A 22,126-nucleotide genomic window follows, 5' to 3' on the forward strand; every position below is an offset into this window, starting at 1 on the left:
GCCGTCTCATGACGAGGGCGGGCGGGGTTTTCCCGTCCGCCTTCGTTTTTTCCGGTTTGCCCGATGAACGTCACCGAATACTACACGCGCGAACTGACCACGCGCGGCTATCAGTCCGATCCCGCACAGCGCGCGGCCGTCGATCGCCTGCAGCAATGTTTCGACGAATGGGTCGAGTACAAGGCGCGCCGCTCGAACGCATTCAAGAAGCTCATCAATCATCCCGACCTCCCGCGCGGCGTGTACATGTGGGGCGGCGTCGGTCGCGGCAAGAGCTTCCTGATGGACAGCTTCTACGCGGTCGTGCCTGTGCAGCGCAAGACGCGGCTGCATTTCCATGAGTTCATGCGCGAAGTGCACCGCGAGCTCGAGGAGCTGAAAGGGCAGGCCGATCCGCTCGACGAACTCGCGCGGCGCATCGCGAAGCGCTACCGGTTGATCTGCTTCGACGAGTTCCACGTGTCGGACATTGCCGATGCGATGATCCTGTACCGTCTCCTCGACCGCCTGTTCAACAACGGCGTGCAGTTCGTGATGACGTCCAACTACGATCCCGACGACCTGTATCCGGACGGCCTGCATCGCGACCGCATGCTGCCGGCAATCGCGCTGATCAAGTCCAAGCTCGACGTACTCAATGTCGACGCGGGCGTCGATTATCGCCAGCGCACGCTCGCGCAGGTGAAGATGTATCACACGCCGCTCGGCGCGGATGCCGATCGCGAATTGCGGCATGCGTTCCAGAAGCTCGCGGCCGTTCCCGACGAAAGCCCGCTCCTGCATATCGAGAAGCGCGAACTGAAGGCACTGCGCAAGGCGGACGGCGTCGTATGGTTCGACTTCGCGACGCTGTGCGGCGGCCCGCGCTCGCAGAACGACTATCTCGAGCTGGCGAGCCGCTTCCACGCGATCGTGCTGTCCGAAGTACCGCAGATGTCGCCGCGCATGGCGTCCGAGGCGCGGCGCTTCACGTGGCTCATCGACGTGCTGTACGACCACAAGGTCAAGCTGCTGATGTCCGCGGCGGTGCCGGCGGAGCAGTTGTATATCGAAGGCCCGATGGCCAACGAGTTTGCGCGTACGGTCTCGCGAATCGTCGAGATGCAGTCGAAGGAATACATCGAAACGCCGCGCCGCATCGTCGATACGTCGCTGACCTGAGTGCGATTTCCGGCAATTGACGGGATTCAATCGTCAATTCCGGTCAAATTAAAGCAATCTCGGGGTAATTTCGGATTTGTCTTATATTCATTGTTGAGGTGAGCCGATATCGTTGTGTCATGGTTACTAAGGCTGGAGATGTCCATGACACCGTATCGCGATCTGACCGATCAAGAGTGGCGCTGCGTTGCGTCGCTTCTGCCCGAAATGCAGCCGCGCACCGAGTTGCGCGGCCGCCCGTTGGCCAATACGCGTGCCGTCCTGAACGGCGTGCTCTGGGTGATCTACAGCGGCGCAACGTGGTCGGCCATGCCGCGTCGTTACCCTTCGTACCAGACTTGCCATCGTCGCTTCAAGGTCTGGCACGAGACGGGCACGTTGATGAGTGTCATGCGTGAACTCTATGGCGACGCAGGCGTGAATTTGTGCAACGAGTTGTCCACGCGGATGCGCAAGCACACGCAATCGAAGGCGGCGGAAGCACGCAGCAATGCGGCGCCCGCATATCGCGCACCTGGCAGCTATGCGTCGGACACGCTGAAGCATGCAGCGTGATGTTCATCAGTTCCCGCCACGCATGCACCAAAACAAAATCGGCCTGACGACTTCGTCGCAGGCCGATTTTTTCATTGAGCCGCGCGTTTAAGCGCGAGCCGCATTATTGCTGGCGAACCCAGGTCTGCGAACGACCGAGCAGCGACACGCCGATGTAACCGCGCACGACGAGTTTCTGGCCGCCGTCTTCAAGCGTCATCTTGCACTTGTAGACCTTGCCGTTCTCCGGGTCGAGAATGTTGCCGCCGTCCCAGTGGTCGCCATCCTTCTTCATGGCCTTGATGATCGTCATGCCCTTGATGAGCTGATCCTTGCGCTCGTCCGTGCAGGCGGTGCAGCGGCGATCAGGCGTATCGTTCGCGCCGAGGCCCTTCACGACCTTGCCGGTCAGCGCACCGTCACCGTCCTCGGCGATCTGCACGAGTGCCTTGGGCTGATGCGTGTTGTCGTCGATCGTTTGCCACATGCCGATGGGGCTGTCTGCTTGTGCGAACGTGGGCGCGGCGCAAGCGAGCAGTACGCCGGCGACGGCGATGGCACGAAACGGGTGGGTCAGTTGAATCATTGTCGTCCTCCTTGTTTTGCATGTCGTGTTCGATTTGCCCGCACGACCGTCTGCATGGGGCGGGCATGTTGCGAGCTTCGCCAGAATACGTGAAACCGCGTGTCACGTTTGATAGAGGGGACTCTAATCGAAACAGCCCGCTGGCGCGGGCTGTTGGGTGCCCGATCAGTTGAGCTGATACGAGAATGCGGCGTTGATGCGCGGGCTGCGTGACGCACTTTCGACGGGAGCGTCACCCACCGGCTTCGCAACGTTCAGGTCGAGGCTGTAGAAGCGGCTGTCGGTGAAACGCACGCCGATACCGACCGACGACATGCGGTTCGGCGACGGTGTGCCCGCGTGCAGGTACACGCGCGCCATGTCGTAGGCGATGTACGGCGTTACGGATTTCATGTACGTCCAGCCCGGCGTGAAGCCGCGGTTGACCTCCAGCGAAATCCCCCATCCCGAGTCACCCGACGCTTCGCCCGGCTGATAGCCGAGCGCGTAACGCGTCGAGCCGAACGAGATCTGCTCGGATGTCGGCAGCGAGTCGGGGCTGTATTGTCCGGTCAGCGAAACCGACGTGCCGATCCGGAACGGCCACTCGTTGGTTTGCGTGAAGGTCGCGCCGGTACGGACGAAGGTCAGTGATGTCGGGTCGGCGTATGTGATCGTCGAGCCGTTGGCCTGGGCGACCTGCGATTTCGACGCGCCGAGGATGTCGAACGCCTTGGCTACGTTGACGCTCAACTTTCGCACTTGCTTCGGTTGGACGTTGGTGTAGTCAAGTTGCAGTTGCAGCACGCGGACCTGCGACCGATTGTTGAGCGTCGCGCCATTGATCTGATTCTGGTAGTTGTCCTCGTTGTGCGCCGCGTAGCCCGACACCGTGCCGAGCAGGCTGCGCTGGTTGTTCAACAGTATCGGATAGGATGCCGAAAGACCCAGCTTCTCGTTCTTGACCGTGCGCTGCACGTACGATGGCAGCCCCGGGTTGTCGGTCGGCTTGCCGCGATAGGTGCTCGCGTCGAGGCGCGTGATCAGGCCGCTGCTGCCCACGGGTACCGCACCGCTGAATGCGAAATAGGTTTGCTTGTCGCGCCCCGGCGGCGCCAGCGCGGAAATGCTCAGTTGCTCGCCGAACGACGTGAGGCCGTTTTCGGTCGCGGTGATGAGACCCTGGACGCCCGGATGGTTGAAGTCGATACCGGTGCTGACGTTGAACGGCTTGCGGTCGACCGCAAGTTCGAGCGTCGTGGCACCGTCGGTGGTTTGCGGCGGCGGTACGTTCGCCTTGACCGTGAGGCCGGGCAACAGGCCGAAGGTGTTCACGTAGCGTTCGAACGTCGCGCGGCGCAGCGGGCGATCGGCAGTGATATGCGCGGCGATCGCACGAATCTTCGATTCCATCGCACCGGGCTTGCCGGTGACCTTGACGTCCGACACATAGCCTTCGACAACCGTGATGCGCACGACGCCGTTCTCGAACGTCTGCGCCGGGACGAACGCGAACGACAGCGCGAAGCCGCGATCCTGGTACAGCTTCGTCACGCCGTTGGCGGTTTCGATCAGGTCGCCGATCGTGATGTCCTTGCCGACGAGCGGGGTGAAGCGACGCGAGATCTCGTCGAACGGAACGGATTTCACGCCTTCGACCTGGAATGTGGTCGGTGTCAGGTGACGCGACAGCAACTCCTGCAATTGCGGTGCTTGCGGTGCGACCTGCACGGTCACGTTCGGGCCGGTTTTCGGCGCGTTGATCTGGGGCAGGGAGTCGAGCGGGTTACCGCCGACGCGCGTTTGTGCATGTGCCGTGCCTGCTGCCGCGATGGCGAGCAGCATCATCCATCTGTCGAGTCTGGATTTCATTGTTCTTCCTCGTTGGCCTTGCTCTTCGTCTTCTTTGTAATGCCGGCGCGCGACACCAGGGTGCCGCGCGCCGCGTGCCGCAATGCCGGTTGTGTTTGTACGGCCGCGCCATTCGCTCCGGCTGCGAAGGTGCGACCGTCCTCCTTACTTGCCAACGCTACCCAGCGTACCCAGCAACCCCGTTACCGGTGCCAGCAGCCCCGTCGAGCTGCCGCCCGACGTTGCCGTACCCGTGACGCCGCCAACCAGCGACGTGACCGGTGCGAGCGGGCTCGATCCCCCGGATCCTGCTGCGCCGCCGACTGCTCCGGTGACAGTATTCAGCAAACCGGTGACAGGCGCGAGAGGGTTTGCACTGCCTGCGCCACCCGTCGCGCCACCGAGCGTGCCCGTGACCGTCGACACGAGATTCGTGACGGGGGCGAGCGGGCCACCGCTGCCGCCCGCCGCACCGCTCAGTGCGCCGGTGACGGTCGAGACGAGGCCGGTGACGGGCGCGAGCGGGCTGCTGCCCGAGCCGCCGGTCACGCCGCCGAGTGCGCCCGTGAGCGAGCCGAGCGGCGTCGAGCCGAGACCCGACAGCAGGCCGCCGAGCGGATTCGTCGAGCCGGAACCCGACGACGTGCCGTTCTGTACGGTCGCCGTCGAGCCGCCGACGAGGCTCGTGATCAGGCCGGGGATCGGTGCCGCGCCGTTCGGGCCGTTCGGGTTGACGAGGCCGCCCGCGTTGGTGACGGTGTTGCCGACCGCCGTGACGAGCTGACCGACGTCGCCGACGAGCGGCTGGCTCGACGTGCCACCCACCTGCTTGCCCGCTGAGCTGATCGCGCCGCCGACCTGGCCAAGCAGGCCCGAGACGGGTTGGCCGAGGCCGGTCGTCGTGCCGACCTGTTGCGTGACCTGGCCGGCGGTGATCACGAGCGGCGTGATTGCCGAGCTGAGCGGTTGCGTGACCTGCTGCACGGCGCCCGACGACAGCGTCGAGCCGAGCGTCGTTCCGGCGGCCGTCAAGCCGTTGGCCACCGTGTCGAGGACGGTGCCGACCGGCGTCGTGACGGGCGCGAGCGGTGCGAGCTGGCCGGTGCCGAGTGCCTTGACCGTCGAGCTCAGGCCGGACACCGTGTTGCTCGTCGCGCCGACCACGTTGCCGAGGCCCGCGACGGTCGTGCCGACCGGATCCTTCGCCGTGCCGATCTGCCCCAGCCCGTTGCTCACCGCGTCGGCGGCGGCGCCGACGATCGTGCCGGTGCTCGAGAGCGTGCTGCCGACACCCTTCGTCACGCCGTCGCCGAGGCCCGGCACGCTGATGTTGCCGACCGTGCTGCCGAGGTCGGTGGCCGTCTGGCCGACCGTGCTGACTACGCCCTTGGTGCCGGTGGACGTACCGCTGGTGCCGCTCGTGCTTGGCGTACCGCTCGTGCTCGGGTTGTTATTGTTGTTGCTGCTGGTCGGCGGCGAGCTGACGCCACCGCCGCCGCAGGCGGCCAGCAGGCAGGCGGCGGCGAAGGCCGTGAGGGGCGCGCGCCATTGGCGCAGGGCGGCTGTCGTGAGAGAACGTTGCTGGGACATGATGGACTCCTCGCTGTCTTGTCGATTGATGGATGTTGGTTTACTTGCCGTGCGTGCCGCCGAGCAGGCCGCCGATCAGCGACGTGACGGGCGCGAGCGGATTCGACGACGAACCCGAGTTCGTGACGGCGCCCGTACCGCCGGTCAATGCCGGTGCGCCGACCGTGCTGGTCACCGTGGACACGACGTTCGTCACCGGAGCGAGCGGGCTGCTGCCGCCTGCACCGCCCGTCGCGCCGCCGAGTGCGCCCGTGACCGCGCCGAGGAGACCCGTGACCGGGGCGAGCGGGCCACCGCTCGTGCCGCCCGTTGCGCCGCCGAGCGCGCCCGTGACCGTCGAGACGAGGCCGGTAACCGGCGCGAGCGGGCCGCCGCTGCCGCCTGCTGCGCCGCCGAGCGCACCCGTGACCGTCGAGACGAGGCCGGTAACCGGGGCGAGCGGGCCGCCGCTGCCGCCTGCTGCGCCGCCGAGCGCACCCGTGACCGTCGAGACGAGGCCGGTAACCGGGGCGAGCGGGCCGCTGCCGCCGCCTGCTGCACCGCCGAGTGCGCCCGTGACCGTCGAGACGAGGCCGGTGACCGGAGCGAGCGGGCCGCTGCCGCCGCCTGCTGCGCCGCCGAGCGCACCCGTGACCGTCGAGACGAGGCCGGTGACCGGGGCGAGCGGGCTGCTGGCGCCGCCCGTTGCGCCGCCGAGCGTACCCGTGACCGTCGTGAGGAGACCCGTGAGCGGTGCGAGCGGGTTGGTCACGCCGCCGGTGCCGCCTGTGAGCAGGCCGCCGACGGCCTTCACGGTGTTGCCCGTCGACGAGACCGTGTTGCCAAGGCCGGTCGTGACAGGGTTGCCGCCTGCCGACGCGAGCAGGGCGCCGGCCTGGTTCAGGCCGTTGCCGACGGTGCCGAGCAGCGTGTTGACGGGCGCGCCGAGGCCGGTCGCGGTGCCGATCGTCTGGGTCGTCTGGCCGACCATCGTCGTGATCGGCGTGATGGCCGAGCTGACCGTCTGCGTGACTTGCTGGATCGGGCCGGTCGACAGTGCGTTGGTGAGCGTGGTGCCGCCGTTCGATACGGCGCCGCCGAGCGTCGACACGAGTCCGCCGACGGCGCCCGTGACCGGTGCGAGCGGCGTCAGCGGACCACTGCCGAGGCTCGAGACCAGGTTGCCCGTCTGCGTGACCGCGCCGCCGAGCTGGTTGACCACCCCGCCCGTGCTGGCGAGCGTGGTGCCGAGCGGATCCTTCGTCGCGCCAAGCTGGCCGAGACCGTTGCCAAGGCCGTTGCCGAGTGCGGTCACGGCGCCGCCAACGCTCTGCACGATGCCGCCCGCGGCTTGCGTGGTGGCCGGGTTGACGCCCGGCAGCGACTGGTTGGCGATGACGGAGCCGAGGCCCGAGACGGTCCCACCGGCGCTCGTGATGATGTTGCTGCTGCTTGCGAGGACAGTTCCCACTGGGTTCGACGATACCCCCGAGGTGCCGCTCGTGCCCGACGTACCGCTGGTGCCGCTGGTGCCGGAGGTACCGCTCGTGCCCGAGGTGCCGCTGGTGCCGGATGTACCGCTCGTACCGGACGTACCGCTGGTGCCCGAGGTACCGCTGGTGCCGCTGGTACCGCTCGTGCCCGAAGTACCGCTCGTGCCGGAGGTGGAGATCGTATCGCCGCCGCCCGAGCTCGAACCGCCGCCGAGCCCCTGGCTGATGGAGCCGGAACCGCCGCACGCGGAGAGGGAAAGCATGGCTGCAACGGTGGCCGCGATCAGAGTCGTCCGGAACACGCCATGAGGGATAACCTTAATGTCCATTTTGTCCTCGCATTAAAAATGTGTTGTGAACTTCGTTGTGTTGAGTGGTGCGCGCACTACTCTGCAACTGTCGTGCCATTTCGATGCTCGACGGTTCGACAACAGGTTTTAAACGAGGCAATTCCTTGTCGGAAAAGGAAGTTATGGAAATTGAAAGATTGTTGAATCTGTTTAAGGGCAGGCAAATGAGAACGGTTTCGCGCGTTTCGTAACGTAACGTCACAACATTGGCGTTACGCGTGCGGCGTAACGTGGGGGCCGCGCAGGCTTGGTGGACGAGGCAATTGTTTTACTGGTGGATTAGGTGTGCACATCTAACCTATCGTAAATCCTATGTGTAAGTCGTACCGAAACGCCGTACAAATACATGGTGCTCCTGGTCATTTTTTCGATCCGTGTTGTTAAAAGAGGTTGGAATTTAAATGGGATCGGATATAGAATCGGCAGCAGATGTAAGCAAATGTACGGTTCGGTACACAACGTTCGAGGAGGTGACTATCGCGAATGTTAACTTGCATCAAATGTTGAGCCATGCCCCTCGGGGCGACCTATAAAGAAAGCGCACCCGGTTGTCGTTACAGCAGATGTGGCGAACAGCGTGGGGCAACCGGCCAGATATGCGGGGACGTATACGTATAAAAGGCCAAAGAACGTAAATACAGGCACGAGGAATAAAATGAAAGCAATCATCAAGCGTTTCCTTCGGGAAAATGACGGGGTTACCGCGATCGAGTATGGGCTGATTGCGGGTCTTATCGCTGTCGCGATCTTGGCTGGTGCCTCAACGATCGGCACTAATCTCGGCAATATGTTCACGAATCTCGGGACGTGTCTCACCACCCCGGGCGGCGCGAACTGCTCGGCTGCCAAGATCTTTACGTAATACACCTGACGTTAGTTGGTACGACCTCGAAACATTGAGTCGTCTTGATGTTGCGGCGAGCGGATTGCCTTTGGCAGTCCGCTCTCTGCGACATTTGCGGCAGGTTGTGTTGCGATGACACATTTCATATTCAGCGGGATGTTCCTGGTCTGGGCTGCGTTCGTCGCGACCAGCGACATCCGTTTTCGGCGTGTTTCGAATTCGCTCGTCCTGGCCGGGTTGGTCAGTGGCCTAGGCGGAGCGTATTTCAACGCCGGTCCGTTTGGCATTCTCCCGGCGCAGGCGATGATCGGCCTGCTGGTCGGGCTGGCCGCCTTTTTCCCGCTCTTTTTGCTGCGCGTCATGGGCGCGGCGGACGTCAAGATCTTTGCCGTGATCGGCGTGTGGTGCGGCGCATATGCGCTGCTGTGGATCTGGATTGCCGCCAGTCTTGCCGCCGGTATTCATGCATTGGCCGTGATGCTGCTGTCGCGCACGTCGATCGGCGCGTTGCGGCAACCGGGCCAGCCGGCGATGGCGCTCGGCAAATACCGGGCAACACCCTATGCGGCATGCCTCGCGGCACCGGCTGCCGCATGGGTTGTCTTTCTTGTCGCCACGGGGAGCTTGCGATGAAACGACAGATGCAGCGGCATGGACGCCGCCGGCAGCGTGGCGCGACGGCCGTCGAGTTTGCGATCGTGTTTCCGTTATTGTTCGTGATTTTCTACGGCATCGTCACTTTCGGGATGATATTCACGATTCAGCAGAGCCTGACGTTTGCCGCCAGCGAAGGTGCACGGGCCGGGCTGGCTTACGCCCCCAGCCTCGCTGCGCGTATTACGAACGCAACAACGACCGCGCAGAGCGTCGTCGCCTGGCTGAATGTCGGTACGCCGCAAGTTGCGGCGCCGCAGTGCAGTTACGACACGTCGGTTCCACCGTCGCTGTACTGCCTGTCCGTCACGGTGAACTACACCCCCAAAGACTGGATTACGACCATGCCATTTCTGGGAAGCATACTGAGTCAACCGTTGACGAGTACGGCGGTCGTGCAGATTCCGCAGTCGATCCTTTGAAGTGCGTATCGTGACGCGACCAGCAAGCTGGCGCGCGAATCGGGCAGAAACCTATCGGACTTTCAATCCGGCATCTACACGACAACATGGCCAACAATTTGACGAAGATCATCGCGGGACTGCTGATTGCAATCGCCGTATTGCTCGGAATTTATGCGTGGATGCTCGGACGCAGCACGCAGAATGCCGTGCCAGTCCAGCAAACCGTTGCGGCAAACCCGGTTCCGGTCGTGATTGCGACGCGCGTGTTGCCGGCCGGCCAGCCGATCACGGCCGACGCACTGAAGGTCCGGCAGACCGCGCCGGTGCCGACTGGCGCATTTGCCGATCCGTCCGTGCTCGTTGGCCGGGTGCCGGCAGCGGATATTCCGGCTTCGTCGCCGGTTGTCGCGGGGGCGCTGGTGTCGGGGCTTGCCGAGGATGTCCAGCCGGGCGAGCGTGCGGTCGCTGTCCGAGTCGACGAAACCAATGCGGTCGGCAACCGGTTGCGGCCCGGCAACTACGTCGACATATTTCTCAATCTGAAGCGCGAAGGCGGGGGCACGATGCTTGACGGCGAAATTTCGCAGACTCAGGCGCGGCTGTTGTTGTCGAAGGTACGTGTGTTGTCGTTTGGCGACGCGACACCCGATCGAGACAGCGGCAACACCACCAATGGCAACAACGGTCAACCGTCCAGTGTCCGCATCGCGGTGCTTGCGGTGCCGACCGCGCAAGTCGATGCACTGACGCTTGGCGAGTCGAGTGGCCGCCTGACTTTCGCGTTGCGTAACCCGCGCGATGACGAGCTTGCAATCCAGACGGTCGCGGTGCGGACGGACAACAAGCTGTCGCCGTCGGCGCTCGCCGCCGCGGGCGTCTCGCTGCAACAACTGTCCGGCACACCGAGAACCCCGGTGGCCAACCCGAACGTGCCGCCACTGCCATCGCATCTGCCGCCGGTGGTGCGGGCGGGCGGCGGGGGCGGCGGCATCGAAGTGATCCGCGGCGGCCGGTCGGAAACGGTTGCCTATTGAACGACATCGAAGGCTATCGATTTCAGCGACGACAAATAAAGGGCCGCGTGACGGTCTACCAAACAATGAAAAACACACTGATTGCATTCGCGATTGCTATCTGCACCATGACTTTCGCATCGTTTGCGAGCGCGAGCGGCACGATCGAACTGGCGGTTGGCGCGCAGCGGCAGCTTTCGGCGGGCCGCGCGCTGCAGCGTGTTGCGGTCGGCGATCCGGCCATCGCCGACGTCCTGATCATGAAGGGCAGCCGCTCGGGTTCCGTGTTGCTGACGGCGAAGGCGCCTGGCGCGACAAATGTGATGCTGTGGGAGCGCGGTCACGAGGAACCGACGGTCTGGAACGTCGAAGTCGTCGACGCAGCTGCGCAAGCGGTGCTCGACGGCTCCACGCCGCGCGTGAATGCATACGGTGGCACCGCGGTGCTGCAGGGCTCGTCGACGTCGCTCGATGCGCATGCTCGTGCGGCGGCAGTCGGCAAAAACATGAGCGGGAAGGGCGCCGTGATCGATCGCTCGACGGTCGCGGGCAAGAGCGTCGTGCAGGTCGATGTGCGGGTCGTCGAATTCAGCCGATCGGTGCTCAAGCAGGTCGGGTTCAATTTCTTCAAACAGAGCAACGGCTTTTCGTTCGGCTCGTTTTCGCCCGGCGGCGTGCAATCGTATAGCGGTGGGTCACCCGGCACCGCGGGGTACGTTCCGACGCTCGGCTCGCCTGTCTCGTCCGCGTTCAATCTGGTCGTGAATGCCGCGGGCCGTGGGATCTTCGCCGACCTATCGCTGCTCGAGGCGAACAATCTCGCCCGTGTGCTTGCGGAGCCGACGCTCGTTGCGTTGTCGGGCCAGAGCGCGAGCTTCCTCGCTGGCGGTGAGATTCCGGTGCCGTCGCCGCAAGGGCTCGGCTCGACCGCGATCCAGTGGAAGCAGTACGGTGTCGGACTGTCGTTGACGCCCACGGTGCTGAGCCCGCAGCGGATCGCGTTGAAGGTTGCGCCCGAATCGAGCCAGCTCGATTACGTGAACAGCGTGACGATCAGCGGTGTTGCGGTGCCGGGGATCACGACGCGCCGAGCCGACACGACGGTCGAGCTCGGCGACGGCGAGAGCTTCGTGATCGGTGGCCTGATCGATCGCCAGACGATGTCCAACGTCAACAAGGTGCCGCTGCTCGGCGATTTGCCGATCATCGGGACGTTCTTCAAGAATCTGAACTATCAGCAGAACGACAAGGAATTGCTGTTCATCGTGACGCCGCATCTCGTCGCACCGATCGCGAAGGGCGCGGTATTGCCCGCGACGCCTGGCGAACTGTCGGAGCAGCGTGACGGGCCGGTCTGGAAATCGTATCTGGGCGGAGCGGCATCACCAGATGCAGCTCCGGGTTTCTCGAAATGAGTGCGATGCATCGCGGATTGCGACGCCTCGCCACGCCTTGTGTAATCGGGGGTGTTCAGCATGAACGCGCGAATCCAATCATTGTGTGAACCCGCCGTGACCGACTATTTCGTTTGCGCATCGCTACAGGAGGCGCATGTCCGCTGGCTGGCCGATACGCTCGTATCGGCCGGTGCGGTCGAGGCTGCGTCCCTTGAGCCGGGCGTGCTCGCGCAGCGCATTACGGGTCTCAACCCTGCGCTCGTATTCATTGATTTTTCCGGTGGTAGCCCGGCGGCGAGCGTGGCGGCTGCAGCGGTACGCGCATCCCATCCGGGCCTGCCGATTGTCGCGCTCGGCTCACTTGCCCAGCCGGAAAGCACGCTTGCCGCATTGCGTGCCGGCGTGCGCGATTTCATCGACGTATCGGCGCCGGCAGAGGAGGCATTGCGGACGACACGCGGACTGCTTGCGAACGTCGGCGAGCCGGCGAGCCGCCATGGCAAGGTCGTCGCGTTGCTTGGCGCGCGCGCCGGCATGGGCGTGAGCACGCTCGCTGCGAATCTCGCCGTATGGCTGCAGAAGCACGCAGTGAGTCCCGGGGGGAGCGGTGAGTCGAATGGCGGCACGCCGGCCGGCCGCCAGACAGCGCTGGTCGACCTGGGGCTGCCGGCAGGCGATGGCGCGTTGTTCCTGAATACCCGCTGCGAATTCCATTTCATCGATGCGGTTCACAACCTGCGCCGCATCGACCGAACCTTTGTGAATACCGCACTGACCCGGCATGAGAGCGGTGTCGCATTGACGACGCTTCCAGCCGATCTCGGCGGGCTGCGCGATGTCTCGTATGCGTCGTGTGCGGGATTGCTGAACCGGTTTCGTGCCTTCTTCGATCAGCAGATCGTCGATCTCGGTGGTTTTTCGAATCGCGAGTTCGTTGCCCAGATGACGACTTCGGCCGATGAGGCGTGGCTCGTCTGCGATCAGGGCGTCGCGTCGATCGTGTCCGCAGCCGATCTGCTCACCGGGCTGCGCGACGCGGGTGTCGACACCGATCGCGTACGGCTCGTCGTCAACCAGTACGATCCCGCACTCGACCTGACGCCTGCGCAGATTGCCGAGCGTCTCGGTCTGGCGCTGGTGGGGACGTTGCCGTCGCGCCGCGTCGCGATCGGCCATGCGGCAAACCAGGGCCGGCTCATCGTCGACATGACGGAGCGCGACCCGTACGTGCGCGCGCTCGAGTCGCTTGCCGCGCGGCTGCCGGGTGTGTCGGTCAGGTCGACCGTCACGCGACCGGCATCCGGCCTGTCTGCGCTGAAGCGCTTCATTCAACCCTCGTCCAAGCGGTCGTAAGCGATGGCACACGACATTCAATTCGCGGACGGCGCAGCGCCGTTCTCCCAGACGCAGCAATTCCACGATATCAAGAATGCCGCGCATGAACATCTGCTGACGCGCATCGAAGAACTGGGCGCCGAGTTCGGCCGATGGTCTCGCCAGGCGATCAACCAGTTCGTCGATCTCGAGATCGACAGCTTCGTGCGCCTGCGCCGCATTCCGCTCAACGAGAACGAGGTGCGTGCGATCGCCGAGGCTCTTACCAAGGAGCTTGCGGGCTTCGGGCCGATCGAGGACCTGCTTGCGGACCCGGCCGTCGAGGACATCCTGATCAACGGGTACAACGACGTGTATGTGTCGCGTCACGGGATACTCGCGAAGCTGCCGGTGCGTTTTACCGACAACGCGCACCTGCTGCGAATCGTGCGCCGGATCCTCGCACCGATCGGCCGACGTCTCGACGAGTCGAACCCGATGGTCGACGCGCGGCTGCCCGACGGTGGCCGCGTGAACGTCGTGATCGAACCGCTGTCGATCGACGGCCCGGTGGTATCGATCCGGAAATTCCGCAAGGATCCGTTGAAACCGTCCGACCTGCTCGGCAACGGGACCTTCAACGAAGAGATCAACACGCTCCTGCAGGCTGCGGTCGAGGCGCGCTGCAACATTCTCGTGTCGGGCGGCACGAGTTCCGGCAAGACGTCGTTGCTCAACGCGCTCGCATTCCACATTCCCGAGATCGAGCGTGTCGTAACGATCGAGGACACGGCGGAACTGTCGCTGAACCACCCGCACGTCGTACGGCTCGAGAGCCGACCGGGCGGTTTCGACGGCACCGGGGTCGTGTCGATTCGGGACCTGTTGCGCAATACGCTGCGGATGCGTCCGGACCGGATCATCGTCGGCGAAGTGCGGGGCGGCGAAGTGCTGGAAATGCTGCAGGCGATGAATACCGGTCACGACGGCTCAATGGGCACCGTGCATGCGAGTTCGCCGCGTGAGTGTCTGTACCGTCTCGAGATGCTTGCCGGCTTTGCCGGCTTCCAGGGCACTGAATCGAGCCTGCGTCGGCAAATCGCGAACGCGATTGACTTCATCGTGCAGATCGGGCGCCTGTCGAACGGACGGCGGCGGATCCTGTCGATCACGGAAGTGACCGGGTTGTCCGACAACATCATCGCGACGCAGGAACTTTACCGCTATGAAGCGCGCGTGACGCCTGAGGGCGAGGAAGTCGACCATTGGGAGACGCTGGGCATTCATCCGCATTCGCCGAAGCTAGCGCGCTTCCGTCAGACGCTGACGAGCGGTGGGTTCGGCGATGGCGGGTTTGGCGGGGGCTTCGGCGGCGGGTTCGGCCGCGGCGGCGGGGGCTTCAATGTATAGCGCGATGGCGTGGGTGCTGGCTTTCGCGATGCTGTGCGTTGCGGCAGCGGTGATGCTGTGGCGTCACGCGGAGAACCGGCGCATACGGACCGATGCGAAGCGATTTATCGACAGCCGGCTCGAACTGGGTGCACGTGCCGGGGTTGCCACGCAGGCAGCACGGCCGTCCACGGCAGGCGCCGCGCGTGCGGTGTCGCCGCAACCGGGCACTGCACGGAGCGCATCGTCCGTTACGTTCTGGAAGCACCAGTATGCGGTCGCATCCGAATATCTGACGAACCTTGCGAGTCGCGCGGGGATCGAGGATGCGCGCGGCAAGACGCTCGTCGCGCTCGCCGTGCTGGTTGCGGTCGCGACGTTCGCGGGCAACCGCGGTGGCGCGCTCGCGTGCTTTGCCGCGCTTGCGTGCGGATGCTCGATTTTCGGCGTCTGGCTCGCGTCGCGAATCCAGCGGCGCAGGCTGAAGATTGTCCGGCAGATCCCGTCGTTCCTCGACGGCATCGTGCGTCTCGTGACGCTTGGCAATAGCGTGCCGGCGGCATTCCAGTCCGCGCTGCTGACGACCGAGGAGCCGCTTCGCGGCTGTCTCGACCACGTGTCGAGGATGCTGCGAGGCGGTGTCGAAATCGATCGCGCAATGGTGCACATCGCGAAAATCTACCGAACCGAGGAGTTCGAACTCGTCGGTTCCGTGTTGCGACTGTCGGTCAAGTACGGCGGCCGCGCGGACGTGATGCTCGAGCGCATGGCCGTGTTCATGCGCGACCTCGAACAGGCGGAGCGCGAGTTGACAGCAATGTCGGCAGAAACGCGGTTGTCGGCGTTCGTGCTCGTGATGTTGCCGATCGGGATCGGCAGCTTTATCGTCGTGACCAATCCGAAGTATCTGCACGGGATGTGGAACGACCCGGGCGGGCGGACGCTCCTGATGTTCGCGTTCCTGTTGCAATTGGCCGGCAGTGTGTGGCTGTATCGAATGGCTCGGCTCAGGTGATGCTATGACAGCGAATCAGATCGGAGCGATTGCCCTGGCGAGCGGCGCACTCGGCGTGCTGCTGTTCGGCGTGATCGCATTGTTACGCGCAAGTGCCGCGACGCGTGCCGAGCGCGCGCTTGTCGATGCGCTCGACCGGCGCATGGCCACGCTCGAAGCAGCGAAAGCGCGGACCGCGCCGGACGGCGGCGATGCGCCAGCCAAGCCCGACGTCCGGCGGGGGCAGCGCGTCGAACGTATTCTCGATCGTCTGTCGGCGGCCGGTGTGCGCTGGCTCGATACCGGGCTCGGCAAATACGCTGTCGCGGAAGAGGATCGCCGCTTGCTCGAGCAATGCGGTTACGTCGACACGCGCACGCGCGGGCTGTTCCTGAGCGCGCGGGTCGCGTGTGGGATCGGGCTGCCGCTGCTGTTCGCGATTTTCGCGAGCGGGCATATGAAGGGCAGCATGTGGATGGTCGGCATGTTTGCCGCTTTCGGGCTCGGCTTCATGTTGCCGAAGCTATACGTACAGCGCCGCGCGGCGGCGCGGCGTCAAAGCGTGATCGACGAACTGCCGTTGCTCGTCGACATGCTGCGTCTGCTGCAAGGCGTCGGGTTGTCGCTCGATCAGAGCCTGCAGGTCGTGACAAACGATTTTCGCGGAATGATGCCGGTACTGTCCTCGGAAATGGGGATCGCGCAGCGCCAGTTCGCGGCAGGCCGGACGCGCGAGCAGTCGTTGCAGCGTCTGTCCGGCGGATTCGACAACGAGGATCTGCGCGCAATCGTGCGATTGATGGTCCAGGTCGACAAACATGGCGGTGCGGTGCAGGAGCCGCTCAAGCAGTTCGGCGACCGGTTGCGCGAGACGCGCCGTGCGATGTTGCGTGAACGGATTGGCCGATTGACCGTGAAGATGACAGGCGTGATGGTGTTGACGTTGCTGCCCGCCTTGCTGATCGTGACAGCCGGGCCGGGTTTGCTGGCGGTGACGCACGCATTGTCGGCGCGCCATTGACGGTGGAAGGAAAGACGATGAAGCGGATCAGCGGGATGGCATCGCAAATGGGTGTGGCTGCGGCAGTGGTGCTGCTGCTCGGTGCGTGCGCAACCAAGGAAAACGGGTATGGCGTCAGCGCGCAGACCGAGCGTGCGGCGCTGATGCAGGCGGCCGATCAGAAGCAGTCCGTTCCGGATACGCCCGGGATGTACCTCGGCCTGATCCAGCGGATGCAGGGGCAGGGGCTTTACTTTGCTTCGCTTGCGCACATCGATGCGTACGACAAGACCTACGGCGCGATTCCGGAGTCGATCCTGTTGCGCGCGGACGCACTGCGGATGACCGACCAGCCGGTGGCCAGCGCGGCCGTCTATACGCAACTGCTGAAAACACCGCTTGCCGCGCGAGGCTATCGCGGGCTCGGGTTGATCGCGGGCGCGGCAGGCGATTTCGATCGTGCGGCGCAGGTACTTGCGCAGGCGTCGGATCTTGCGCCGACCGATGCGTCGCTGTTGTCCGATCTCGCATATGCGAAGTTGCGCAGCGGCGACGTCGTCGGTGCGCGGGTGCCGTTGATGAAGGCGGCCGAATTGGATCAGCGCAATCCCAAGATCGTCAGCAATCTTGCGCTTTACCTGATCGCGGCGGGGCGTACACAGGATGCTCAACGGTTGATGAATCAGCAACATCTGCCGGCGGATATCCGCAAGGACATCGCCGGCGACGCGGCGAAGATCGTCGCGGCGGCACGTGCGCAGCAGCGTGCGGTCGCGACACCATCGGTGGTGTCGCGTCGCGCTGCTGCAGCGCCGATTACACCGATGGCGAACAATTTCGGTTATGACCAGACCGTGCCACTGTTGCAGCGCTTTGCACAATGAACAGACATCGGGAAAACGACATGAACAATAAATATCATCGAAACGTGCGCGTGGGCCGGATCGCGGTACTCGGTGCGATCGTGTGGATCGCGGTCGGCTCGGCTGTCACCTATGCACAGGATGCCGGTGCGCCGCGCGCGTCCGACGTCGAGCGCTCCGCGAAGGAATGGCTCGCCATGCAGCGCGACAATCGTGCTGCAGCGCCGGCGCAACCGGTGCTCGGCGACGTTGCGTCGCTGGTCTATCAACGCTATCTCGACTCGTTCAAGAACAAGATTCCCGACACGATGAATTCGCAGCTCGGCTCTGCCAGCGGTATGTCGGGTGGCGGTCTAAGCGCGCAGTAAGCGAGACGGCCATGCGCACAGATCAATCACACGTGGCTCGGCGGCGCCGCGTCGGCTGCCCGGGGGGGCGTCGCCAGCGTGGTGGTGCAGCGATCATGGCGACGATCTTCCTGGCGATCGCGGTCATCGTGTTGGGCGCGACTGATATAGGTCGCTTCTATGCCGAACGACGCCATATGCAGGCGGCCGCCGATACGGCCGCGCTGTCTGCCGTGACGCAGGTCGCCAGCGATGCCACTTGTGCGGCCGCAACGACTGCGGTTAATCAAGTCACGAACGTGCCGGCAAGCCTGCTGTCGGGAAAGGCCACGGCAGCCGTGACGTGCGGGATCTGGAGCCCACCGGCAACCAGCGGCGCGAGTGCCCAGTTCACACGCACCTCGGGAGCAGCGCTGCCGGCCAATAACCAGTGCGCCGGCTTGTCAGGCGGCGCAGTCGGCGCCGGGCAATCGGTCAACGCCGTGTGCGTGACCGTTTCGGAGCCGGTGAGCGGGATTTTTATCAACGACGTAACGATCAGTGCGTCGGCTATCGCCAAGAGCGTGCCGACCGACAGCTTTACGCTGACCACGTCACTGGCTGCGTTGAACGGCGGGTTGGCCAACAAGTTGCTCCAAGTGCTGACGGGGTCTCCGAATGCGCTGAGTCTGACGGTCCTCGACTACCAGGGGCTGGCGCAAGTCAACCTGAAACTGGCAGGTATTCTCGCCAATCTGCCGGTCGGCACGACCACGGGCGTATTGAACGGTACCGTGACGCTCGGGCAACTGGCCTACGCCGCAGTTCAGGCAGCGACGCAGCAGAATCTGGTCGGAGCCAACCTGAACGTGCTGAACGCGATCGTTGCCTCGCTCTGTTCCGGCACCGTCTGCGGCGGTCCGCAGATCGCGCTTGGTCAGCTGGTTTCTGCCGCTACCGCTACCGGAACCTCCGCCGTCAACGCCAGCGTCAATGCTCTCGGATTGCTGTCGACGGCATTGCAGATCGCGAACGGCACGAATTCGGTCGCCATTCCCAGCATCACGGTTCAGACGCCGACCGCGCTGGCGCCGCTGCTGAACGCAACCGTATCGGGCTCGGTGTCACTTGCGGGGACGCCGCCGTCCACCGCGAGCGGTCCGGCCGGGCCGACGAATTGCGGAACCTCCAATTGCACGACCAACACGTCGACTGCGCAGGGGAATGTGTTCCTCAATACGTCGATATCGTTGCTGTCGACCTGTCCGACCGGCGGGCTGGTCTATCCGGGAGGTACGTGCCCGTCGGGTAGTCCCACGCCGCTTGCCGCGGTGCAACTGCCGATTACCGCCTATGTGGCACCCGCGACGGCGGGCCTCGCTTCGGTCACCTGTACCGCGAACGGCACGAAGACCGCTCAGGTGAACGTGCAGACTGGAGTGGTAGCCGTGTACATCGGCGGTTCGGCGAATACCCCGATCAACCTGAACGCGCCATCCGGGTACACCACCGGCAGTGGAACCCCGATCACGCTGGTAGCCGTCAACCTGCAGAGCCTGCTCAGTCTACTGGGGCTCAATACCGTGATTTCAGCGCTCAATGTGCTGACGCTGGGGTTGATCAACCTGAATCAGATATCCGTCAATATCAGCCTGAAGCCCGGACAATTGACGGTTCCCGTGGCTAATCAAACGCCGACTGCGCTGACGTTCACGTATCCCGGCCCCGGGTCATCCGCTTCGCCGAGCCCGGCGTCACCGTACACCCTGGGCACGGGAACGGACCAATTCCTGGCGCCCGCGGTTCAGGGTATCGTCGGTAGCGGCCTGTCGGTTTCCGTGTCGGCGAGCGGCGGGTTGGTGGGGGTGCTGGCCGGCATCCTGAATCCCTTGCTGGATATCCTGACCGGGCCGCTTCTGACCGCGCTCGGAAGCACACTCGTTCCGCTGCTCCTGCAACCAATCGACTCGCTCCTGACCTCCGTCACGGGCCTGCTCGGATTGAGCCTGGGGAACGCCTATGTCACGAACACACCGGACTCGATCAAATGCGGCAACCCCATGCTGGTTCAATAAATGCCTGAACGTTCAGTCATCAATGCGGGCAGCGTCGCTGCTGCCTGCAACAGATCGCTGATCTGCAATGCAAAGCAACTCGTCAATCACTGAAGCCGCACCCGAATCATGAGAACCACGCCCGCAATCGAAGAGCTCGACCTGTACGTCTGGGAAGGCAAGGCGGACATTGTCGACCGCGTCGCCCGGTGCATGGCGAGCTTCGACGTCGAAGTGATCCGCGCCGACAACGCGGAGATCTCGCCCGAGCGCGCCGCCTTGCGGCCGTCGCTGGCGATCATCAGCGTGACGATGATCGAAATCGGCGCCGCGTTCCTGCGCGACTGGCAGGCCAACATCGGCATGCCGGTCGTCTGGGTCGGCGCGGCGCGCGATCACGACGCGTCGCAGTATCCGCCCGAGTATTCGCACATCCTGCCGCTCGACTTCACGTGTGCCGAGCTGCGTGGCATGATCGGCAAGCTCGTCACGCAGCTGCGGGCGCATACGGCCGAAACGTCGCATCCGACCGAACTCGTCGCGCACTCGGAATCGATGCAGGCCCTGCTGCACGAAGTCGATACGTTCGCCGATTGCGACACCAACGTGTTGCTGCACGGCGAAACCGGCGTCGGCAAGGAGCGCATCGCACAACTGCTGCACGAAAAACATTCGCGCTACCGGCATGGCGAATTCGTGCCCGTGAACTGCGGCGCGATTCCCGACGGCCTGTTCGAATCGCTGTTCTTCGGTCATGCGAAGGGTTCGTTCACGGGCGCGGTTGTTGCGCATAAAGGCTATTTCGAGCAGGCGGCCGGCGGCACGCTGTTCCTCGACGAAGTCGGCGATCTGCCGCTGTACCAGCAGGTCAAGCTGTTGCGCGTGCTCGAGGATGGCGCGGTGCTGCGCGTCGGCGCGACGTCGCCGGTCAAGGTCGATTTCCGGCTGGTCGCGGCGAGCAACAAGAAGCTGCCGCAGCTCGTGAAGGATGGCCTGTTCCGCGCCGATCTCTACTACCGGCTCGCGGTGATCGAGCTGAGCATTCCGTCGCTGGAAGAGCGCGGCGCCGTCGACAAGATCGCGCTGTTCAAGTCGTTCGTCGCACAGGTCGTCGGCGAAGAGCGGCTCGCTCAGTTGTCCGATCTGCCGTACTGGCTGACGGATTCCGTCGCGGACAGCTATTTCCCCGGCAACGTGCGTGAACTGCGCAACCTCGCCGAGCGTGTCGGCGTGACGGTGCGGCAGACGGGCGGTTGGGATGCCGCGCGGCTGCAGCGGCTGATCGCGCATGCGCGCAGTTCGGCCCAGCCGGTCCCGGCGGAGAGTGCGGCCGAGGTGTTCGTCGATCGCAGCAAGTGGGACATGAACGAGCGCAACCGCGTCATTGCGGCGCTCGACGCAAACGGCTGGCGGCGTCAGGATACGGCGCAGCAGCTCGGCATCAGCCGCAAGGTACTGTGGGAAAAAATGCGCAAATACCAGATCTTCGACGAGGAACCCGAGACCCGCGAAAGCGAGTAATTAATGAGATAAAATCGCGCTGAATTACAACGACTCGGGCGGGAATAGAACTTCATGAGCCATATGACGGGGTTGGGAAGGGCGTGCGTATTGTTCGCCCTGGCGGGAGGCATTCAGGGCGCATACGCGCAAAGTCTGGCGGATAGCGGTTCGCCGGCCGTACAGCAGGCATCGGCGCCGGTGGCGGCGATTCCGGTGATCGATTCGCAGACGTCGCTGCAGCCGCAGGCGGGCGAGTCGACGGGGCCGAGCACGGTCGACGACTTGCAGCGCCAGATCCAGGCGCACTCGCTGACGGAAATGCGCACGAGCTACAACGGCAGCTACGGCGCGAGCCTGCTGTTCAACGTGAAGGACGGGGCGTACTTCGTCGCGTTGTTCCAGCAGAAGGCGTTCTGGCGCGTCATCAAGACTTACGACGAAACGCGTGCGGAAGCGATCTATCGCGATTTCTCGCGCCAGGCGGAGCGGCTGGCCGTGAACGAACTGCGGGCGGCGAAGCTGGAATCGCAGAAGGCGCAAATGGACAAGCAGATCGAGGTCACCCAGGATCGCGCGCGGCGTCTGCAGGCCGATATCTCGATCGCCCGCCAGCAGCAGGCGGCGGTCGCGGATCGCCAGAAGAGCGTACGCAACGAGACGGCCGCATTGCAGGCGCAGCAGGCCGAGCTTCAGTCGCAACTGCGCGCGTTGCAGCAGCAGGTGCGTTCGTTGCAGCGTGAGGCCGATGCGGGCCTGCCGACGACGGCACGCTGAACCCGGCGGCGGTGCGGCGACATGCCGCGCCGGCCGCACCAGTAAAAAGGGCAAGCCGGTTGGCTTGCCCTTTT

At 64.2% G+C, this 22,126-nt stretch carries 20 protein-coding genes; 16 read left to right on the forward strand and 4 right to left on the reverse strand.

Features of this window, described 5'->3' with window-relative positions; translation table 11 throughout:
* Positions 1–63 precede the first annotated feature (63 nt).
* Together zapE and CFB47_RS08905 are read left to right on the forward strand one after the other, a co-directional pair.
* Positions 64–1,161, forward strand: coding sequence for a cell division protein ZapE (zapE, locus tag CFB47_RS08900; protein ID WP_089439955.1), 1,098 nt, complete (start codon positions 64–66; stop codon positions 1,159–1,161).
* A gap of 144 nt (positions 1,162–1,305) precedes the next feature.
* On the forward strand, positions 1,306–1,716 hold the full coding sequence (locus CFB47_RS08905; RefSeq protein WP_089494720.1) for a transposase: 411 nt from the start codon (positions 1,306–1,308) through the stop codon (positions 1,714–1,716).
* 103 nt (positions 1,717–1,819) lie between these two features.
* On the opposite strand, the gene CFB47_RS08910 is transcribed toward CFB47_RS08905, so the two are convergent.
* From CFB47_RS08910 to CFB47_RS08925, 4 genes are all read right to left on the reverse strand, one after another.
* The gene (locus CFB47_RS08910; protein ID WP_089439957.1) at positions 1,820–2,281 is read right to left on the reverse strand and encodes a DUF2147 domain-containing protein; all 462 of its coding nucleotides are present in this window, start codon (positions 2,279–2,281) and stop codon (positions 1,820–1,822) included.
* Between the two features lie 165 nt (positions 2,282–2,446).
* Entirely contained in the window at positions 2,447–4,132 is a 1,686-nt protein-coding gene (locus CFB47_RS08915; RefSeq protein ID WP_089460975.1) for a ShlB/FhaC/HecB family hemolysin secretion/activation protein, read from the reverse strand.
* Between the two features lie 144 nt (positions 4,133–4,276).
* Positions 4,277–5,701, reverse strand: a complete 1,425-nt coding sequence (locus CFB47_RS08920; RefSeq protein ID WP_089460976.1) for a collagen-like triple helix repeat-containing protein — start codon at positions 5,699–5,701, stop codon at positions 4,277–4,279.
* Between the two features lie 40 nt (positions 5,702–5,741).
* Entirely contained in the window at positions 5,742–7,502 is a 1,761-nt protein-coding gene (locus tag CFB47_RS08925; protein ID WP_089460977.1) for a collagen-like triple helix repeat-containing protein, read from the reverse strand.
* A gap of 676 nt (positions 7,503–8,178) precedes the next feature.
* Here CFB47_RS08925 and CFB47_RS08935 point away from each other — a divergent pair.
* The 14 genes from CFB47_RS08935 (at position 8,179) to CFB47_RS09000 (ending at position 22,052) form a co-directional block, all read left to right on the forward strand.
* Positions 8,179–8,385 carry a Flp family type IVb pilin gene (locus tag CFB47_RS08935; RefSeq protein ID WP_089456106.1) on the forward strand — a complete coding sequence of 69 codons (207 nt, stop codon included), beginning with the start codon at positions 8,179–8,181 and terminating at the stop codon, positions 8,383–8,385.
* A 114-nt stretch (positions 8,386–8,499) separates the two neighbouring features.
* Complete coding sequence (locus CFB47_RS08940; protein WP_089456107.1) at positions 8,500–9,000, forward strand: prepilin peptidase; 501 nt, start codon at positions 8,500–8,502, stop codon at positions 8,998–9,000.
* Positions 8,997–9,443: a TadE family protein gene (locus CFB47_RS08945; RefSeq protein WP_089456108.1), complete on the forward strand. Its 447-nt coding sequence runs from the start codon at positions 8,997–8,999 to the stop codon at positions 9,441–9,443. The genes CFB47_RS08940 and CFB47_RS08945 overlap by 4 nt, the downstream gene beginning before the upstream one ends.
* Positions 9,444–9,529: 86 nt before the next feature.
* Positions 9,530–10,459: a Flp pilus assembly protein CpaB gene (gene cpaB / locus CFB47_RS08950; RefSeq protein ID WP_089456109.1), complete on the forward strand. Its 930-nt coding sequence runs from the start codon at positions 9,530–9,532 to the stop codon at positions 10,457–10,459.
* A gap of 65 nt (positions 10,460–10,524) precedes the next feature.
* The gene (locus tag CFB47_RS08955) at positions 10,525–11,853 is read left to right on the forward strand and encodes a type II and III secretion system protein family protein (protein ID WP_089461391.1); all 1,329 of its coding nucleotides are present in this window, start codon (positions 10,525–10,527) and stop codon (positions 11,851–11,853) included.
* A 60-nt stretch (positions 11,854–11,913) separates the two neighbouring features.
* On the forward strand, positions 11,914–13,188 hold the full coding sequence (locus CFB47_RS08960; RefSeq protein ID WP_089460979.1) for a fimbrial protein: 1,275 nt from the start codon (positions 11,914–11,916) through the stop codon (positions 13,186–13,188).
* A gap of 3 nt (positions 13,189–13,191) precedes the next feature.
* Positions 13,192–14,559, forward strand: a complete 1,368-nt coding sequence (locus CFB47_RS08965) for a CpaF family protein (RefSeq protein WP_089439967.1) — start codon at positions 13,192–13,194, stop codon at positions 14,557–14,559.
* Positions 14,552–15,553, forward strand: coding sequence for a type II secretion system F family protein (locus CFB47_RS08970; RefSeq protein WP_089439968.1), 1,002 nt, complete (start codon positions 14,552–14,554; stop codon positions 15,551–15,553). The genes CFB47_RS08965 and CFB47_RS08970 overlap by 8 nt, the downstream gene beginning before the upstream one ends.
* Before the next feature lie 4 nt (positions 15,554–15,557).
* On the forward strand, positions 15,558–16,553 hold the full coding sequence (locus CFB47_RS08975; RefSeq protein WP_089460980.1) for a type II secretion system F family protein: 996 nt from the start codon (positions 15,558–15,560) through the stop codon (positions 16,551–16,553).
* 17 nt (positions 16,554–16,570) lie between these two features.
* Positions 16,571–17,416 (forward strand): tetratricopeptide repeat protein, encoded by an 846-nt coding sequence (locus tag CFB47_RS08980; RefSeq protein ID WP_089456588.1) that lies wholly within the window; start codon positions 16,571–16,573, stop codon positions 17,414–17,416.
* 20 nt (positions 17,417–17,436) lie between these two features.
* Positions 17,437–17,763, forward strand: coding sequence for a DUF3613 domain-containing protein (locus tag CFB47_RS08985; RefSeq protein WP_089439971.1), 327 nt, complete (start codon positions 17,437–17,439; stop codon positions 17,761–17,763).
* Between the two features lie 95 nt (positions 17,764–17,858).
* Complete coding sequence (locus CFB47_RS08990; RefSeq protein WP_089456111.1) at positions 17,859–19,796, forward strand: pilus assembly protein TadG-related protein; 1,938 nt, start codon at positions 17,859–17,861, stop codon at positions 19,794–19,796.
* Between the two features lie 108 nt (positions 19,797–19,904).
* Positions 19,905–21,296, forward strand: coding sequence for a sigma 54-interacting transcriptional regulator (locus CFB47_RS08995; protein ID WP_089439973.1), 1,392 nt, complete (start codon positions 19,905–19,907; stop codon positions 21,294–21,296).
* Positions 21,297–21,350: 54 nt separating this feature from the next.
* Positions 21,351–22,052: a DUF2968 domain-containing protein gene (locus CFB47_RS09000; RefSeq protein ID WP_089439974.1), complete on the forward strand. Its 702-nt coding sequence runs from the start codon at positions 21,351–21,353 to the stop codon at positions 22,050–22,052.
* The last annotated feature ends 74 nt before the right edge of the window (positions 22,053–22,126 follow it).

The sequence above is a fragment of the Burkholderia sp. AU27893 genome (assembly GCF_002223205.1).
In the GTDB taxonomy this organism is placed as follows: Bacteria; Pseudomonadota; Gammaproteobacteria; order Burkholderiales; family Burkholderiaceae; genus Burkholderia.

Excerpts from the sequence above, each read along its gene's own strand:
- CFB47_RS08925 (WP_089460977.1), bottom strand. The coding sequence starts at position 7,502 with ATGGACATTAAGGTTATCCCTCATGGCGTGTTCCGGACGACTCTGATC.
- CFB47_RS08975 (WP_089460980.1), top strand. The coding sequence starts at position 15,558 with ATGACAGCGAATCAGATCGGAGCGATTGCCCTGGCGAGCGGCGCACTC.
- CFB47_RS08985 (WP_089439971.1), top strand. The coding sequence starts at position 17,437 with ATGAACAATAAATATCATCGAAACGTGCGCGTGGGCCGGATCGCGGTA.
- CFB47_RS08970 (WP_089439968.1), top strand. The coding sequence starts at position 14,552 with ATGTATAGCGCGATGGCGTGGGTGCTGGCTTTCGCGATGCTGTGCGTT.
- CFB47_RS08910 (WP_089439957.1), bottom strand. The coding sequence starts at position 2,281 with ATGATTCAACTGACCCACCCGTTTCGTGCCATCGCCGTCGCCGGCGTA.
- CFB47_RS08955 (WP_089461391.1), top strand. The coding sequence starts at position 10,525 with ATGAAAAACACACTGATTGCATTCGCGATTGCTATCTGCACCATGACT.
- CFB47_RS08980 (WP_089456588.1), top strand. The coding sequence starts at position 16,571 with ATGAAGCGGATCAGCGGGATGGCATCGCAAATGGGTGTGGCTGCGGCA.
- CFB47_RS08920 (WP_089460976.1), bottom strand. The coding sequence starts at position 5,701 with ATGTCCCAGCAACGTTCTCTCACGACAGCCGCCCTGCGCCAATGGCGC.
- CFB47_RS09000 (WP_089439974.1), top strand. The coding sequence starts at position 21,351 with ATGAGCCATATGACGGGGTTGGGAAGGGCGTGCGTATTGTTCGCCCTG.
- CFB47_RS08960 (WP_089460979.1), top strand. The coding sequence starts at position 11,914 with ATGAACGCGCGAATCCAATCATTGTGTGAACCCGCCGTGACCGACTAT.
- CFB47_RS08945 (WP_089456108.1), top strand. The coding sequence starts at position 8,997 with ATGAAACGACAGATGCAGCGGCATGGACGCCGCCGGCAGCGTGGCGCG.
- cpaB (WP_089456109.1), top strand. The coding sequence starts at position 9,530 with ATGGCCAACAATTTGACGAAGATCATCGCGGGACTGCTGATTGCAATC.
- CFB47_RS08940 (WP_089456107.1), top strand. The coding sequence starts at position 8,500 with ATGACACATTTCATATTCAGCGGGATGTTCCTGGTCTGGGCTGCGTTC.
- CFB47_RS08965 (WP_089439967.1), top strand. The coding sequence starts at position 13,192 with ATGGCACACGACATTCAATTCGCGGACGGCGCAGCGCCGTTCTCCCAG.
- CFB47_RS08905 (WP_089494720.1), top strand. The coding sequence starts at position 1,306 with ATGACACCGTATCGCGATCTGACCGATCAAGAGTGGCGCTGCGTTGCG.
- CFB47_RS08935 (WP_089456106.1), top strand. The coding sequence starts at position 8,179 with ATGAAAGCAATCATCAAGCGTTTCCTTCGGGAAAATGACGGGGTTACC.
- zapE (WP_089439955.1), top strand. The coding sequence starts at position 64 with ATGAACGTCACCGAATACTACACGCGCGAACTGACCACGCGCGGCTAT.
- CFB47_RS08995 (WP_089439973.1), top strand. The coding sequence starts at position 19,905 with ATGAGAACCACGCCCGCAATCGAAGAGCTCGACCTGTACGTCTGGGAA.
- CFB47_RS08990 (WP_089456111.1), top strand. The coding sequence starts at position 17,859 with ATGGCGACGATCTTCCTGGCGATCGCGGTCATCGTGTTGGGCGCGACT.
- CFB47_RS08915 (WP_089460975.1), bottom strand. The coding sequence starts at position 4,132 with ATGAAATCCAGACTCGACAGATGGATGATGCTGCTCGCCATCGCGGCA.